We start from the raw sequence: 14419 nt of genomic DNA, 5'->3' as shown, positions 1-14419 counted from the left end.
AAGGCCCTCACAATGGTGGGGGCCTTTTCTTTGTGAAACTCAGTCGAGTTTCGCCTTTAAATCATACAGCACTTGAAGCGCCTCACGAGGTGTGAGCTCGTCTGGAAGAATATCCAAAAGCGCCTTTTCCACTGCGCTTTCTTTTGCCTTCGGCGCAGGGGCCGGGGCAGGCATGGCCGAGAACAGCGGCAGATCGTCAATGATCGCTTTCGGATTGGCCGCGTGTTGGGATTGGCCTTTTTCAAGCGCCTCAAGCACAGCTTTGGCGCGTTCAACCACAGCCGTGGGCAGGCCCGCAAGCCGGGCGACCTGAACGCCATAAGACCTATCCGCCTTGCCCTTGATCACCTCGTGAAGGAAAATCACTTCACCGTCCCATTCCTTAGCTGAAACGGTGGCATTTTCTGCACCTTTGAGTTTGTCGGAAAGGCTGGTCATCTCGTGGTAATGGGTTGCGAAAAGTGCGCGACAGGTGTTCACGTCGTGGAGATGTTCTAGCGTGGCCCAGGCAATCGACAGCCCGTCATAGGTCGCCGTTCCGCGCCCAATTTCATCAAGAATGACCAGAGCACGGTCATCGGCTTGGTTAAGGATAGCAGCGGTTTCGACCATCTCCACCATAAAGGTCGAGCGACCTCGGGCGAGATCGTCCGAGGCACCAACGCGTGAAAACAATTGCGAGACAATACCGATATGTGCGTCCTTGGCGGGAACAAAGGACCCGGCCTGTGCGATGAGCGCGATGAGTGCGTTTTGACGTAAAAACGTCGATTTACCCGCCATGTTCGGCCCGGTCAAAAGCCAGATTGCTGCGCCATCGTGACCGTCTGAGAGATCACAATCATTGGCAACAAACTTGCTACCGCCTTGTTTGCGCAACGCCCGTTCCACAACGGGATGACGCCCACCAATAATCTCGAAGCTTCGGCCCTGATCCACCTTAGGACGGGTCCAATCCTCTGAAATCGCCAAATCTGCGAGCGAACTGATCAGGTCCATTTCCGCCAGAGCGGAGGAGGCATCGTTGATCGCCGGCGCGCGCTCCAGAATGGCCATGCACAAGGTGTCAAACAGGCGTTTTTCAATCTCAAGCGCCCGCCCGCCGGCATTGTGAATTTTGGTCTCAAGCTCGCTGAGTTCCAAGGTGGTGAACCGCACTTGGTTGGCGGTTGTTTGGCGGTGGATGAAGATTTCATTCAGCGGTGCAGACAGCATTTTTTCTGCATGGGTCGATGTTGTCTCGATGAAATAACCCAGCACATTGTTGTGCTTGATTTTTAGGGACGAGACACCCGCCGCCTCGGCGTATTTGGATTGGAGCGAGGCAATCACACCTCTGCCTTGGTCGCGCAAGGTACGGCATTCATCGAGTTCAGTGTCATAGCCGGGCGCGATAAAACCACCATCGCGCGCGAGAAGCGGCGGTTCAGCGACAAGCGCTCTGTCGAGAAGGTCGATCAGTTCAGCATGGCCGACAAGAAAGGCTGATTTCTGCTGGACTAGGCTCGGAAGTGTCGCATTTGAAAGAGCGTTGGCGATGGTCTCCGCCTGCGATAGGCCATTGCGAATGGCGGCTAAATCGCGGGGACTGCCACGCTCTAGACCGATCCGCGACAGGGCGCGTTCCATGTCGGGCACCCGCCGTAGGGCGTCGCGCAATGGCTCTGAGAGTTTCGGATTTTCAATGGCAAAGCTGATGGCATCAAGCGCGCCGTGATGATGTCGACATCGCGAGACGGGCTTGAGAGGCGACGTTCCAAAAGACGCCCACCGGCGGCGGTCACGGTGCGATCCATTGCGGACAAAAGCGACCCATCGCGGGCGCCAGAGAGGGAGTGTGTGATCTCAAGGTTGCGCCGGGTTGCGGCGTCAATCTGCATGTTGCCCCGCAGGGATTCACGCACGGGCGGTCGCACAAGCGGCAATTTGCCTTTTTGGGTGATGTCGAGATAGTCGATGATCGCGCCCATCGCCGACAATTCGGCCAAAGAGAACGCCCCAAATGCATCCAAAGATGAGACCCGAAACAGCTCCGTCAGGCGCTTTTGTGCCGAGGTACTGTCAAAGGAGGCGCGCGAAAGCGGAGTCATGTTGGGATGAAAATCAGAGACCAATTCAGCCCAATTCACGTCATTTGCCTCGGAGATTACGATCTCAGAGGGGTTCAGCCGCGCCAATTCCGGGCCAAGGCCGACCAACGGGCAAGGCATGACATGAAACGCCCCGGTGGAAATGTCGATCCAGGCCAAAGCGCCCTCATTGCGCACCTCCGCGAAGGCGGCGAGGTAATTGTGACGCCGCGCATCAAGCAAGCTGTCTTCGGTCAAGGTTCCAGGCGTGACAAGACGCACCACATCACGTTTGACCACAGCTTTCGCACCACGTTTTTTCGCGTCGGCCGGATTTTCGAGCTGTTCACAGACGGCCACTTTGAACCCCTTGCGGATCAGGTTCAAAAGATAGGTCTCAGCCGCATGAAAGGGCACGCCGCACATCGGGATGTCGTCACCCGCATGTTTGCCGCGCTTGGTGAGTGCAATGTCGAGCGCCTGCGAGGCGGCAATCGCATCATCAAAAAACATCTCATAGAAATCACCCATGCGGTAAAACAGTAATGCATCGCGATGACGCGATTTGATCTCGAGATATTGCGCCATCATCGGGGTGGCGGCGGGCGTTTCGTTGGACACAGGCTTGTCTCTCCGGTTTGGGTTGCCCCAACTTACTCGCACTATATGTGGCGTAAAGGCCCAGAACGCGTTCTTTTTGTTGAGGCCGGGGCTCAGTCTGGATAAGGATGCAGGCCTGACGAGGAGGAGGCCCACCCGCATGTCCAAGATCAAACAAACCCGCGAAGAAGCGCTCGTATTTCATATGGAGCCGCGCCCCGGCAAATTCGACATCACGCCAAGTGTTCCGATGAACACCCAGCGTGATTTGTCGCTGGCCTATTCTCCCGGCGTGGCTGTGCCCTGCGAAGCCATCGCGGCCCACCCCGAAACGGCCTATGATTACACCAACAAGGGCAACCTTGTGGCGGTCATTTCCAACGGGACGGCGGTTTTGGGTCTTGGCAATCTGGGTGCACTGGCCTCCAAGCCGGTGATGGAGGGTAAGGCGGTATTGTTCAAACGCTTTGCGGATGTGAACTCGATCGACATCGAACTCGACACCGAAGACCCCGAACAGATCATCCAGGCTGTCCGCCTGATGGGGCCGAGCTTTGGCGGGATCAACCTTGAGGACATCAAGGCACCGGAATGTTTCATCATCGAGCAGCGGCTCAAAGAAGAGATGGACATCCCGGTCTTCCACGACGACCAACACGGGACGGCGGTGATCTGTGCAGCGGGCCTGATCAATGCGCTCTATTTGTCGGGCAAAAAGATCGAAGACTGTAAAATCGTGCTCAATGGGGCCGGTGCGGCTGGGATTGCGTGTTTGGAACTCATTAAGTCGATGGGTGCAAAGCATGACAATTGCATCATGTGCGACACCAAAGGTGTGATTTACCAAGGCCGTACCGAAGGCATGAACCAATGGAAATCTGCCCATGCCGCCAAGACCGACGCACGCACATTGAAAGAGGCGATGAAGGGTGCGGACGTGTTCCTTGGGGTGTCGGCTAAAGGCGCTGTGACTCAGGATATGGTAGCGGATATGGCGCCGAACCCAGTGATTTTCGCCATGGCAAACCCGGATCCCGAGATCACACCCGAAGAAGCCCACGCTGTGCGCGAAGACGCGATTGTGGCCACCGGACGCTCGGATTACCCCAATCAGGTCAACAACGTTTTGGGCTTTCCCTACCTGTTTCGCGGGGCTTTGGACATTCATGCCCGTGCGATCAATGACGAAATGAAAATCGCCTGTGCGCGTGCGCTGGCTGAACTGGCGCGTGAGGATGTGCCGGATGAGGTGGCTCTGGCCTATGGGCAAAAGCTGTCTTTCGGTCGTGATTACATCATCCCAACGCCGTTTGATCCACGTTTGATTTACACTATCCCGCCCGCAGTGGCACAGGCCGGGATGGACACCGGCGTGGCACGTCGTCCGATTGTGGATATGGAAGGCTATGTGCAGGAGCTGAAAGCGCGCATGGACCCGACAGCGCAGATCCTTCAGGGGCTCTATGCGCGAGCGAAACAGGCGCAAGCGACAATGATTTTTGCCGAGGGCGATGATCCGCGCGTTTTGCGCGCCGCTGTTGCCTATCAGCGTGGTGGATTTGGTCGTGCGCTCGTGGTGGGGCGTGACGACGATGTGCGCGTTAGGCTTCAAGAAGAGGGTCTTGGCGAGGCTATGACCGAGCTTGAGATCGTGAACGCGGCCAACACGCCGCATCTGGAAGAGTACAAATCCTTTCTCTACTATCGCCTACAACGCTCCGGGTTTGACCAAAAAGACATTCACCGTCTTGCCGCCCGTGATCGTCACGCGTTTTCGGCGCTGATGTTGGCGCATGGTCATGCCGATGGTCTTGTGACCGGCGCGACACGCAAATCCGCGCATGTGTTGGACCGGATCAACTCGGTGTTTGATGCAAAGGCCGAAGATGGGGCTGTCGGGGTAACCGCTGTGCTGCACAAAGGTCGGATCATCTTTATTGCGGACACCTTGGTGCACGAATGGCCCGATGAGAACGATCTTGCCGATATTGCTGTTGCTGCCGCTCAGGTGGCGCGTGCGATGGGGATCGAACCGCGTGTGGCCTTTGCCTCTTTCTCGACCTTTGGGTATCCGATCTCTGAGCGCGCCAACAAAATGCACATCGCGCCGAAAGTGCTTGATAAGCGCGGTGTGGATTTCGAATATGATGGTGAAATGACGGTCGATGTGGCGCTCAATCCTGATGCGATGGCGGCCTATCCGTTTTGTCGTTTGTCTGGACCCGCCAACATCTTGGTGGTCCCAGCGAGACACTCTGCGTCCATTTCGGTGAAGCTGATGCAGGAAATGGCCGGAGCGACTGTTATTGGCCCGATTTTGACGGGGGTTGATAGACCTATTCAGATTTGCTCAACTGTTTCTACTGTAAGTGATATTCTGAATATGGCGATCCTTGCGGCCTGCAAGGTGGGTCAGACCCGGTAATGGCTTTCGGAAGGGAAGCGGATGGCGATTTTTAATTTGGGTTCGGTGAACATCGACCATTTTTATACACTGCCACACCTTCCTGCTCCGGGAGAAACACTCAGCGCGACAGGGCATACCCTTGGGCTTGGCGGCAAAGGAATGAATCAATCCGTTGCCGCCGCCAAAGCGGGCGCGTCGGTGTTTCATATCGGCGCCATTGGTAAACGGGATGCATGGGTGCGTGATAAAGTCCAATCCTACGGGGTGGATTGCAAATTTTTGCGCATGGTGGAACAGGACACGGGGCATGCCGTGATCTATGTTGATGCTGAGGGCGAAAACACCATCGTTTTGGAATCCGGCGCAAATATGCAGCAGGACAGCGAGTTCGTCGTCAATGCGATTGATCAGGCGGCTGCGTCTGACACGCTTTTGATCCAAAACGAAACCAATCTTCAGGCCTTTGCCGCGACCTTTGCCATCGTTAAAGGCATGCGGGTGATCTATTCTGCGGCACCTTTTTCGATCAAAGCGGTCACCGATCTTGTGCCCGATGTGTCCATGCTGGTGATGAATTCGGTTGAAGCGGCGCAGCTCTGTTCCGAAATGGGCGTGACCCTCGATAAAATTCCAGCCCCACAGGTCATGGTCACCCTTGGGGCCAAGGGGGCGATGTGGCGGTCGAATGAAACCGGCGAGGTGATCGAAGTCTCCTCACCCGCGGTGCATCCTGTGGATACGACGGCCGCAGGAGATACCTACATCGGCTATGTCGCGGCCGGGCTTGACCTTGGCATGCCCATCAAGGCGGCGATGGAATGGGCGGTGCAGGCGGCAGCCTGAAAGTCACGCGCCACGGGACCGCGGATGCGATCCCGACCGCGGATGAGGTAAAGTCTTTTCGGGCTGCGTAATCTTAAAATGAAAAAGGGCGCTTGAAAGCGCCCTTTCTCTTTAGATTTTAGGCGTCTTAGTCTTTCAAACGACGGTTCCGCGCGGCCAAAAGTTTGAGACGCAAGGCGTTGAGCTGAATAAAGCCCTGAGCGTCTTTTTGGTCATAGGCACCAGCGTCGTCTTCAAAGGTCACATGCGCTTCTGAGTAAAGCGACGCGTCCGACCAACGACCCACGGTAACTGCGGAGCCTTTGTAGAGTTTCAGGCGGACAGTCCCGGACACATGTTCCTGAGATTTGTCGATGGCAGCCTGAAGCATTTCACGCTCGGGGCTGAACCAGAATCCGTTGTAAATCAGCTCGGCATAACGCGGCATCAGGCTGTCTTTGAGGTGGCCGGAGCCAGAATCGAGGGTGATTTGCTCAATGCCACGGTGTGCCTCCAAAAGGATCGTGCCACCCGGCGTTTCATACACGCCGCGCGATTTCATCCCAACGAAGCGGTTTTCAACGAAATCCAAACGACCGATGCCGTGTTTGCGGCCATATTCGTTCAGCTCTGTCAAAACCGTTGCCGGGCTCATCGCCACGCCATTGATCGCAACCGCATCGCCTTTTTCAAAGGTGACTTCGATGAATTCCGGCTCATTGGGCGCATCTTCCGGTTTCACGGTGCGCAGGTAGACGTAATCGGGCGCTTCCTGTGCCGGGTCTTCCAAAACGCGTCCCTCAGACGAGGTGTGCAATAGGTTGGCGTCGACCGAGAACGGCGCTTCGCCGCGTTTGTCTTTGGCGATCGGGATTTGGTTCTGTTCGGCAAATTCCAAAAGCTTGGTGCGCGAGGTCAAATCCCATTCCCGCCATGGCGCGATCACTTTGATGTCGGGGTTGAGCGCGTAGGCCGAAAGTTCGAACCTCACCTGATCGTTGCCCTTGCCGGTTGCCCCATGCGCGACCGCATCGGCGCCAGTCATCTCAGCAATCTCAACAAGGCGTTTGGAGATCAGCGGACGCGCGATGGAGGTGCCGAGCAGATAGAGACCCTCATAGACCGCATTGGCGCGGAACATCGGAAATACGAAATCGCGCACAAATTCTTCGCGGACATCTTCAATATAGATGTTTTCCGGCTTGATGCCGAGCATCTCGGCCTTTTGACGCGCGGGTTCCAGTTCCTCGCCCTGACCGAGATCAGCGGTAAAGGTGACAACCTCACAGCCATATTCGGTCTGGAGCCATTTCAGAATGATCGACGTATCAAGGCCGCCGGAATAGGCAAGAACGACTTTTTTGGGCGCAGACATGAGACTTTCCTTTTTCGGATATCGCACGGGCGAGTATCGGGTTTTTCGCCCAAGAGCAAGGTTTCGCACTCAGTTCACTGTCAGAATGCTTTAGCTTCTGCCCGAAAAGTCCTAAACCATCCCCAAACACAGTCTCAAAGGGCGATCATGACCGGATTTCAATTGTTCCAACACGCTATTTTGCGTGTGTTCCGCAATCTCGACGAAGCATTGGCCGTTTCTGGTTTGATTTGGATTGCCATTTTGGTTTGCCAGATCTTAGCTTTCGGGTCGTTAGATATGGAAGGCATGGCGGAAAGTGACGCACCCATGATGGGCGGCTCATCCCTTTTCCTCATTCTTCTGTCCAATGTTGTGATGGCAATCGGCTCCTGTTGGGTCGCGGTTGAATGGCACCGCTATGTGCTTGAGGGCAAGCGCCCGACATCCGCGTTTCCGTCGTGGAGCGGTTCGCGCGTTTGGGGGTACTTTGGTCTGTCCTTACTGATCGGCCTGTTGATTGGACTTTTCGTTGGTATTTTGGCCGCTTTCTTGGTGTCTATTTTGGGATCACAGGGTGCTATGGTGCTTGGTGGCCTGTTCCTCATGGTCGTGATCGGCTTGCCAGCAATCTATGGATTTTTGCGGGTGTCCCCAGTTCTGCCCGCGATCGCATTGGGTGGGAAAATGCGATTTGCGGAGGCTTGGAGCGCTACCAAGCCGCACAGCGCCACAATTTTGCAGGCCGCCATCCTGTCGATCGTGAGTTTGGTCGCGCTGCAAATTATTGGTATGCGTTTTGGCAGCGGCTTGTTTGGGTTGATCTACGAACTGGTCACGGGTTGGATCGTTTTGATGGTGAACGTCAGTCTTTTGTCCTCAATATACGAGATTTCCATGCGAGGTCGGTTCGATGATTGATTGGACCAACTTTTCTGACAAGGCATGTCAGGCCGAAGCCCGAGTGCGGCGCCTGTTTGAGCCGACGCCGTGTTTGCGCAATGATCATCTTTCGGTGGCCTATGGCGGTGACGTTTGGCTTAAGCGCGAAGACCTCACACCCGTGCGTTCCTATAAGTTGCGCGGGGCCTGGAATGCGATGGTCAAAGCGCGGGAAAAAGACCCAAGCATAGAGCTTTTCGTTTGTGCGTCTGCGGGCAATCACGCCCAAGGTGTCGCCTTTGCGTGCCGTGAATTTGGTGTGCGTGGGGTCATTTTTATGCCTGTGACGACGCCGCAGCAGAAAATTGATAAAACCCGCGTATTTGGTGCGGATATGGTCGAAATTCGCTTGGTTGGAGACTATTTTGACGACACTCTAGACGCCGCACGCACCTATTGTGAGGAGGAGGGCGGGCATTTTCTTTCGCCTTTCAACGATGCGGATGTGATTGAGGGACAAGCCACCGTTGCGGTGGAATTTATGGCGCAAATGACACCGGATGTTGTTGTGCTGCCGGTTGGAGGCGGCGGCCTTTCGTCGGGAGTCCTGTCATATCTTACAGAGGTTGCGCCACAGGTTGAGGTCTATTTTGTTGAGCCGTCAGGCGGACAATCTTTGGCCGCAGCTCTGGAGGCGGGCGAATTGGTGACGCTGAAAAATGTAGACAGCTTTGTCGATGGTGCCGCTGTTGCACGAATTGGCGAAATCCCGTTCGAGGTGCTCAAAGACGTGCCGAAAGATCACGTTTTGTCCTGTCCAGAAGATCGGATTTGTTCGACGATGATCGAAATGCTGAACGTGGAAGGGATCGTGCTTGAGCCCGCAGGGGCGCTCTCGATTGATGCTCTTTGGGACATCCGAGAGCAGATTCGGGGCAAGCGCGTTTTGTGTGTCACATCCGGCGGCAATTTTGATTTTGAACGTTTGCCAGAGGTCAAAGAACGGGCTCAGCGGTTCCGTAACCTCAAGAAATATTTCATTCTGCGTATGCCGCAGCGCCCCGGCGCGTTGCGTGATTTTTTGGACATGCTTGGCCCAAAGGATGACATCGCGCGATTTGAGTATCTTAAAAAGTCGGCTCGAAATTTTGGATCTGTTTTGATCGGAATTGAGACGACGGACTCAAATAGCTTTGCGCATCTCTTTCAAAAGATGGATGATGCTGGCCTTGTCTACCGTGACATCACCAACGATCAGGCTTTGGCTGAATTCGTTCTTTGATCTCCCGTATTTATGGGACAACTTTCGCCACAAAGGTGGTACGCGATTGTGCATAGGCATCAAAAATTTGGCCGAGATCGACGGATTCGGCCTCTCCATTGCGCGCGGCGCGTTCTCCGGCGGCACAGAGGCTTGAAAACGCTGCAAACCCAAGATTAAGCGAACTGCCTTTGAGAAAATGCAAATCTTTCTCAACACTGGAGTGGGTTGGGTGATGTTTCATCCGCTCAATCACCTCATCCACCTCATCGAGAAAGAGATCGACGACTTCGCGAAAATCTTCGGCACCGACTTCATCACGCAGTTCGTCCACTCGCCTCCAATCAATCATGACGCTCTCCTTTTCCTGATGCATAAGAGATGAAGAATCTTAGCTTTAAGTAAGCGCGCCTCAATTATTCCAGAAAATTTTAGATTTAAGGCCGCATTAAACCGTGGGGTGCATTGTCCGATCAGAGCGCGCTTTTAAGGATTTTGATTTTGGCCATCGCACAAGAAAAACAAGCCTATCTTCAAGCCGTGCCAGAACGGGGTGTGGTCAACAATGTGTTGATTGTTGATGATTCCCGAGCTCAGAGGCGGATTCTATCGTCTTATCTCGGGCGCTGGGGCTACACTGTGTTTGAGGCGGGGTCCGGCGAAGAGGCGATGAACATTTGTCAAAGCGAAAGCATTGATTTGATTGTCTCCGACTGGATGATGCCAGGGATGAGTGGGCTAGAATTTTGTCAATTATTTCGGCAACTTGATCGGGCGAACTATGGGTATTTCATCCTATTGACTTCGAAATCCGATAAGACTGAGGTTGCACAGGGGTTGGATGTTGGGGCTGACGATTTTCTGACCAAACCCGTGGCGGGCGATGAATTGCTTGCGCGTATTCGTGCCGGGGAGCGTATTTTGCGGATGGAGCGAGAACTGACCGAAAAGAACCGGCTGGTCAGTTCCACATTAAAAGAAATATCTGACCTTTATGATTCCCTCGACCGTGACCTTGTCGAAGCGCGCAAGTTGCAGCAATCACTCGTGCGGGAACGATTCCACGATTTTGAGACGGCTCAAATTTCGCTGCTTTTACGTCCCAGCGGCCATGTTGGTGGCGATCTTGTTGGATTCTTCCCGATCAATGACCGGCAATTTGGCGTTTTTTCGATCGATGTTTCGGGCCATGGGATTGCATCAGCTTTGATGACAGCACGGCTTGCGGCCTACCTTACGGGGTCTACATCAGAGCAAAATCTCGCAATTCGATCCGATGAAATCGGCGGATATATTGCCGCAAGCCCTTCTGAGGCGGCTATGGCACTGAACCGTTTGATGTTGGAGGAAATGGAGACCGACCTCTATTTCACAATGATTCTTGGGCATTTTGATCGTCTCAGTGGCGAATTCGTTATGACGCAATGCGGTCACCCATACCCAATTGTTCAGCGCGCCAATGGCGAGATTTCCTTTTTTGGCGATGGCGGATTGCCCGTCGGCCTGATCCCTTTCGCCGCTTACGAGGATGTTCACATGAAATTGTCTCCCGGCGACAGGATTTTGCTGTTTTCCGATGGGGTCACGGAATGTCCCGATGGTGGCGATGGTATGCTCGGTGAAGAGGGGTTGGTCGAAATGTGCAAAAAAGTTGCCACTGAAACGGGCAACGCGTTCTTTGACACGTTCCTTTGGGATTTGAACGATTTCAACAACGATCAGGATTTCCCTGACGACATCTCTGCCATCTTGCTCGAATATCCCGGACGGGCTGCTAAAGAATAGTGTTTAGTACATCTCGCTCACCTGGATTCCCAAGCAGGAGCGAGGCTTCTTCGGTCGAAACCCAGTGCGCAGAGTGATCTGGTTCGGGCGGCTCAGAAAGCTGTCTGACCGGAAAAGCCCGATAAATCCGACAAATTTTTTCTGCCCACATGTCATATTCGGGCATATATACGAAACGTCGAAAAGACCTGATGAAGGTTGGGGAGGCGATGCGCCAGCCGGTTTCTTCAAAGACCTCGCGATGAAGTGCTGCAATGGGGCTTTCCCCCGGATCAATGCCGCCGCCGGGAAATTGAAACTCGTGGTGAATCCCGCCTTGGTACGTCAACAATACGCGCTCATTGCGGGACAATAGAGCGTAAACACCTGGTCGTGCACGGTAGGTTTGCCCAAAAACTTTCGATTCTCCGTAGCGCCGCATCGTGTTCCACCTTCCTTCGGCGGTTGTTCCACCTATATGAACACGATATGTCAGCGCCGAACCTCAAGGAAAGCACAAATGATCGGATCGAAAATCGCATGGGATGACACAGTTCTCCCGTTTCAACTGGATGCATCCGACATCCGGGGTCGTGTCGCGCGTCTTGACGGGGTTTTGGACCGCGTTTTGTCGCAACACAATTATCCGCCTGAAATAGAAGCGCTGGTCGCTGAGATTGCATTGCTGACCGCAATGATTGGTCAGACCATCAAATTGCGTTGGAAACTCTCTCTGCAAGTGCGCGGGGATGGTCCGGCTCGGTTGATCGCCACCGACTATTACGCGCCCGAAAAGGATGGCGCGCCGGGGCGCATTCGGGCCTATGCCTCCTATGATGCCGAGCGCCTTCAGCCCGGTGTTGATCCGTTTTCGCAAATTGGCAAAGGCTATTTTGCCATCCTGATTGACCAAGGCAGCGGTACCACGCCCTATCAAGGCATCACGCCGATCGCCGGTGGGTCTTTGTCGTCATGCGCGGAAACTTATTTTGCCCAGTCCGAGCAACTGCCGACGCAGTTTTCGACCTCTTTTGGCAAATCGCGCCTATCGGGCGAAACCGAATCTTGGCGTGCGGGCGGCATCATGCTGCAAAAAATGCCGAAAGCGTCACCCTTCGCCGCACCTTTGGAGGGCGCAGAAGAGCAAAGCCTTTTGAAGCCCGCCGACATTCTGGCCGAGGATGATTTGGAGGACTGGAACCGCGCCAATATTCTTTTGAGTACCGTTGAGGAGATGGAACTTATCGGTCCGCGCGTTCAGCCCACCGATCTTCTTGTCCGCCTGTTTCACGAAGAGCAGCCCCGGGTTTTTGACCCGCAGCCCGTCGCTTTTGGCTGTAACTGCTCCGAGGATCGCGTGCGCAACAGCCTGTCGATGTACTCCGCGAAGGACATCCGGCATATGACAACGAAGGAGGGGACGGTGACTGCCGACTGCCAATTCTGTGGCGAGCATTACATTCTCGATCCAAAAACAGTTGGCTTCGATGCGGAGGTGAAGCCGGATGGAACCACCGATTGATCGCACCACACTTGAGGCGGCGCTCCACATGTCTGGCGCGCCGTCGTCAGATTTTGATCTGAATCCGGATTTTTCGGGCGCTGTGACGGGTGATTTGCGGGCGGCCGGTGTGTTGATCCCCATCATGGATCATCCCAAGGGGCCGAGGCTTGTGCTGACCAAACGCTCATCCGCACTTAAACATCATCCGGGTCAGATTGCATTCCCAGGTGGCCGGGTGGACCCGACAGATTTGGACCCGATTGACGCAGCCCTTCGCGAATCTGAAGAAGAGATCGGACTGCCGCGTCAGATTGTTGATGTTATTGGAACTTTGCCCACCCATGAAACCGTGACGCGGTTTCAGATATATCCAGTTTTAGGCTGGATTAAAGATGATTTTGTGCCCATCGCCGAGCCGGGCGAAGTCTCGGAAATTTTCACTGTTCCCATGAACCACATTCTTAACGTAGATAATTTCAATGTGCAGTCGCGCCTATGGCGCGGACAAAAGCGGTCGTTTTTCACCGTGCCTTACGGCCCTTACTATATCTGGGGTGCCACGGCGCGCATTTTACGCGGACTGGCGGATCGGGTGCAATTGTGACCAAACTTACAGCGTCTTGGCTCAAAAGTGCGGGAGCACACCAAGTGATGGCGCTGTTCTCCGATATTGGAGAGCCAGCATATTTTGTTGGGGGGTGTGTCAGGAACAGCCTATTTGGTGTTCCTGTCAGTGATTTGGATATTTCGACACCAGTGCGACCCGAACTCATCTTAAACTTGGCACAAAAGGCCGGATTAAAAGTTATTCCAACCGGGATTGAGCACGGTACGGTCACGGTGATCGCGGAGGGCGAACCGTTTGAAATCACAACCTTTCGCAAAGATGTGGAGACGGATGGACGTCGCGCTGTCGTCGCATTTTCGACTCACATGGAAGATGACGCGCGGCGACGTGATTTTACGATGAATGCGATATATGCCGACGCGACAGGAACGATTATTGACCCGCTTGGCGGGTTACCCGATCTGCGCGCTGGGCGTGTCCGCTTTATTGATAATCCTGATCTTCGGATCAAAGAGGACTATCTCCGCATTCTCCGGTTCTTTCGGTTTTATGCGTGGTATGGTGATCATTCTGCCGGATTAGACCCTGATGGCTTGGCGGCTTGTGCAACACATCTTGATGGATTGACAACACTGTCGCGGGAGCGTGTTGGGGCGGAGATCATCAAGCTGTTGTCTGCCCCGTCGCCGGATCAGGCCATTGGCGCAATGGACCAATCTGGGGTTTTGAACACCCTTCTGCCGGGGGCGTCAACCAAAGCGTTCTTCCTTTTGACCTCTTTTGAAACACATCCAGACCCGATCCTGCGTCTTGCGGCGCTGGGCGATTTTGATGTGGCTGGTCTTTTGCGGTTGTCCAGGGCGCAATGCCGCCGATATGCGACCTATCGAGAGTGTGCGGTGGGACCGAGTGGGCTTGCAGAGATCGCCTATCGTGAAAATGCGGATATTGCGCGCGCCGTGTCATGTCTTAGGGCGGCATTTTTTGAACAGCCGGTTTCTCAGGACGCGGCGGTTGAAATCGCCAAAGGAGCTACAGCGATTTTCCCGCTGGTGGCATCAGATTTGATACCAGAACTGACGGGTCCTGCGCTTGGTGCCGCCTTGAAAGCAGCGGAACAGGCGTGGATTGAAAGTGGATTTACGCTGGATCGGCATGCCTTGATAAAGCGGGCAAAGGATACGTGAT

General features: G+C 54.4%; 11 protein-coding genes and 1 pseudogene. 8 read left to right on the top strand and 4 right to left on the bottom strand.

The genetic code is table 11. The features are described 5' to 3' along the window. Positions 1 to 39: 39 nt before the first annotated feature. A pseudogene (gene mutS / locus C8029_RS09205) lies at positions 40 to 2660 on the bottom strand (DNA mismatch repair protein MutS). Positions 2661 to 2829: 169 nt separating this feature from the next. On the opposite strand from mutS, the gene C8029_RS09200 reads away from it, so the two are divergent. Further along, positions 2830 to 5094, top strand: a complete 2265-nt coding sequence (locus C8029_RS09200; protein WP_009570384.1) for an NADP-dependent malic enzyme — start codon at positions 2830 to 2832, stop codon at positions 5092 to 5094. 21 nt (positions 5095 to 5115) lie between these two features. Beyond that, a complete protein-coding gene (locus tag C8029_RS09195; protein WP_226946291.1) occupies positions 5116 to 5919 on the top strand; it encodes a ribokinase in 804 nt (267 codons plus the stop codon). Between the two features lie 127 nt (positions 5920 to 6046). Here the strand turns inward: C8029_RS09195 and C8029_RS09190 are convergent, their stop codons facing one another. Then, positions 6047 to 7273, bottom strand: a complete 1227-nt coding sequence (locus tag C8029_RS09190; protein ID WP_009570382.1) for an argininosuccinate synthase — start codon at positions 7271 to 7273, stop codon at positions 6047 to 6049. Between the two features lie 147 nt (positions 7274 to 7420). On the opposite strand from C8029_RS09190, the gene C8029_RS09185 reads away from it, so the two are divergent. Then, the gene (locus tag C8029_RS09185; protein ID WP_009570381.1) at positions 7421 to 8173 is read left to right on the top strand and encodes a hypothetical protein; all 753 of its coding nucleotides are present in this window, start codon (positions 7421 to 7423) and stop codon (positions 8171 to 8173) included. Continuing rightward, the gene (ilvA, locus tag C8029_RS09180; RefSeq protein WP_009570380.1) at positions 8166 to 9416 is read left to right on the top strand and encodes a threonine ammonia-lyase IlvA; all 1251 of its coding nucleotides are present in this window, start codon (positions 8166 to 8168) and stop codon (positions 9414 to 9416) included. The genes C8029_RS09185 and ilvA overlap by 8 nt, the downstream gene beginning before the upstream one ends. Positions 9417 to 9426: 10 nt before the next feature. Here ilvA and C8029_RS09175 read toward each other — a convergent pair whose 3' ends face one another. Further along, entirely contained in the window at positions 9427 to 9747 is a 321-nt protein-coding gene (locus tag C8029_RS09175) for an Hpt domain-containing protein (RefSeq protein WP_009570379.1), read from the bottom strand. Positions 9748 to 9896: 149 nt separating this feature from the next. Between C8029_RS09175 and C8029_RS09170 the strand changes: the two genes are divergently transcribed. Continuing rightward, positions 9897 to 11180: a PP2C family protein-serine/threonine phosphatase gene (locus C8029_RS09170; protein WP_009570378.1), complete on the top strand. Its 1284-nt coding sequence runs from the start codon at positions 9897 to 9899 to the stop codon at positions 11178 to 11180. Here C8029_RS09170 and C8029_RS09165 read toward each other — a convergent pair. Continuing rightward, positions 11170 to 11601: an NUDIX hydrolase gene (locus C8029_RS09165; protein ID WP_009570377.1), complete on the bottom strand. Its 432-nt coding sequence runs from the start codon at positions 11599 to 11601 to the stop codon at positions 11170 to 11172. The two genes, C8029_RS09170 and C8029_RS09165, sit on opposite strands and share 11 nt — an antisense overlap. A 78-nt stretch (positions 11602 to 11679) precedes the next feature. Here C8029_RS09165 and hslO point away from each other — a divergent pair, with 78 nt between their 5' ends. Genes hslO through C8029_RS09150 form a run of 3 tightly spaced genes read left to right on the top strand, consistent with a single transcriptional unit; the run spans position 11680 to position 14418 of the window. Continuing rightward, positions 11680 to 12681, top strand: coding sequence for an Hsp33 family molecular chaperone HslO (gene hslO / locus C8029_RS09160; RefSeq protein WP_009570376.1), 1002 nt, complete (start codon positions 11680 to 11682; stop codon positions 12679 to 12681). Next, the gene (locus C8029_RS09155) at positions 12665 to 13267 is read left to right on the top strand and encodes a CoA pyrophosphatase (protein ID WP_152002784.1); all 603 of its coding nucleotides are present in this window, start codon (positions 12665 to 12667) and stop codon (positions 13265 to 13267) included. The genes hslO and C8029_RS09155 overlap by 17 nt, the downstream gene beginning before the upstream one ends. Positions 13268 to 13314: 47 nt before the next feature. Next, positions 13315 to 14418, top strand: a complete 1104-nt coding sequence (locus C8029_RS09150) for a CCA tRNA nucleotidyltransferase (protein ID WP_009570374.1) — start codon at positions 13315 to 13317, stop codon at positions 14416 to 14418. The last annotated feature ends 1 nt before the right edge of the window (position 14419 follow it).

Source organism: Roseobacter sp. TSBP12, from assembly GCF_009129705.1.
Classification (GTDB): domain Bacteria; phylum Pseudomonadota; class Alphaproteobacteria; order Rhodobacterales; family Rhodobacteraceae; genus Celeribacter; species Celeribacter baekdonensis_A.
This window is presented reverse-complemented; position numbering and strand designations above follow the sequence as displayed.

What these genes read in the sequence shown, in the direction of transcription:
- C8029_RS09200 (WP_009570384.1), top strand. Translation starts at nt 2,830, where the DNA reads ATGTCCAAGATCAAACAAACCCGCGAAGAAGCGCTCGTATTTCATATG.
- C8029_RS09195 (WP_226946291.1), top strand. Translation starts at nt 5,116, where the DNA reads ATGGCGATTTTTAATTTGGGTTCGGTGAACATCGACCATTTTTATACA.
- C8029_RS09190 (WP_009570382.1), bottom strand. Translation starts at nt 7,273, where the DNA reads ATGTCTGCGCCCAAAAAAGTCGTTCTTGCCTATTCCGGCGGCCTTGAT.
- C8029_RS09185 (WP_009570381.1), top strand. Translation starts at nt 7,421, where the DNA reads ATGACCGGATTTCAATTGTTCCAACACGCTATTTTGCGTGTGTTCCGC.
- ilvA (WP_009570380.1), top strand. Translation starts at nt 8,166, where the DNA reads ATGATTGATTGGACCAACTTTTCTGACAAGGCATGTCAGGCCGAAGCC.
- C8029_RS09175 (WP_009570379.1), bottom strand. Translation starts at nt 9,747, where the DNA reads ATGATTGATTGGAGGCGAGTGGACGAACTGCGTGATGAAGTCGGTGCC.
- C8029_RS09165 (WP_009570377.1), bottom strand. Translation starts at nt 11,601, where the DNA reads ATGCGGCGCTACGGAGAATCGAAAGTTTTTGGGCAAACCTACCGTGCA.
- hslO (WP_009570376.1), top strand. Translation starts at nt 11,680, where the DNA reads ATGATCGGATCGAAAATCGCATGGGATGACACAGTTCTCCCGTTTCAA.
- C8029_RS09155 (WP_152002784.1), top strand. Translation starts at nt 12,665, where the DNA reads ATGGAACCACCGATTGATCGCACCACACTTGAGGCGGCGCTCCACATG.
- C8029_RS09150 (WP_009570374.1), top strand. Translation starts at nt 13,315, where the DNA reads ATGGCGCTGTTCTCCGATATTGGAGAGCCAGCATATTTTGTTGGGGGG.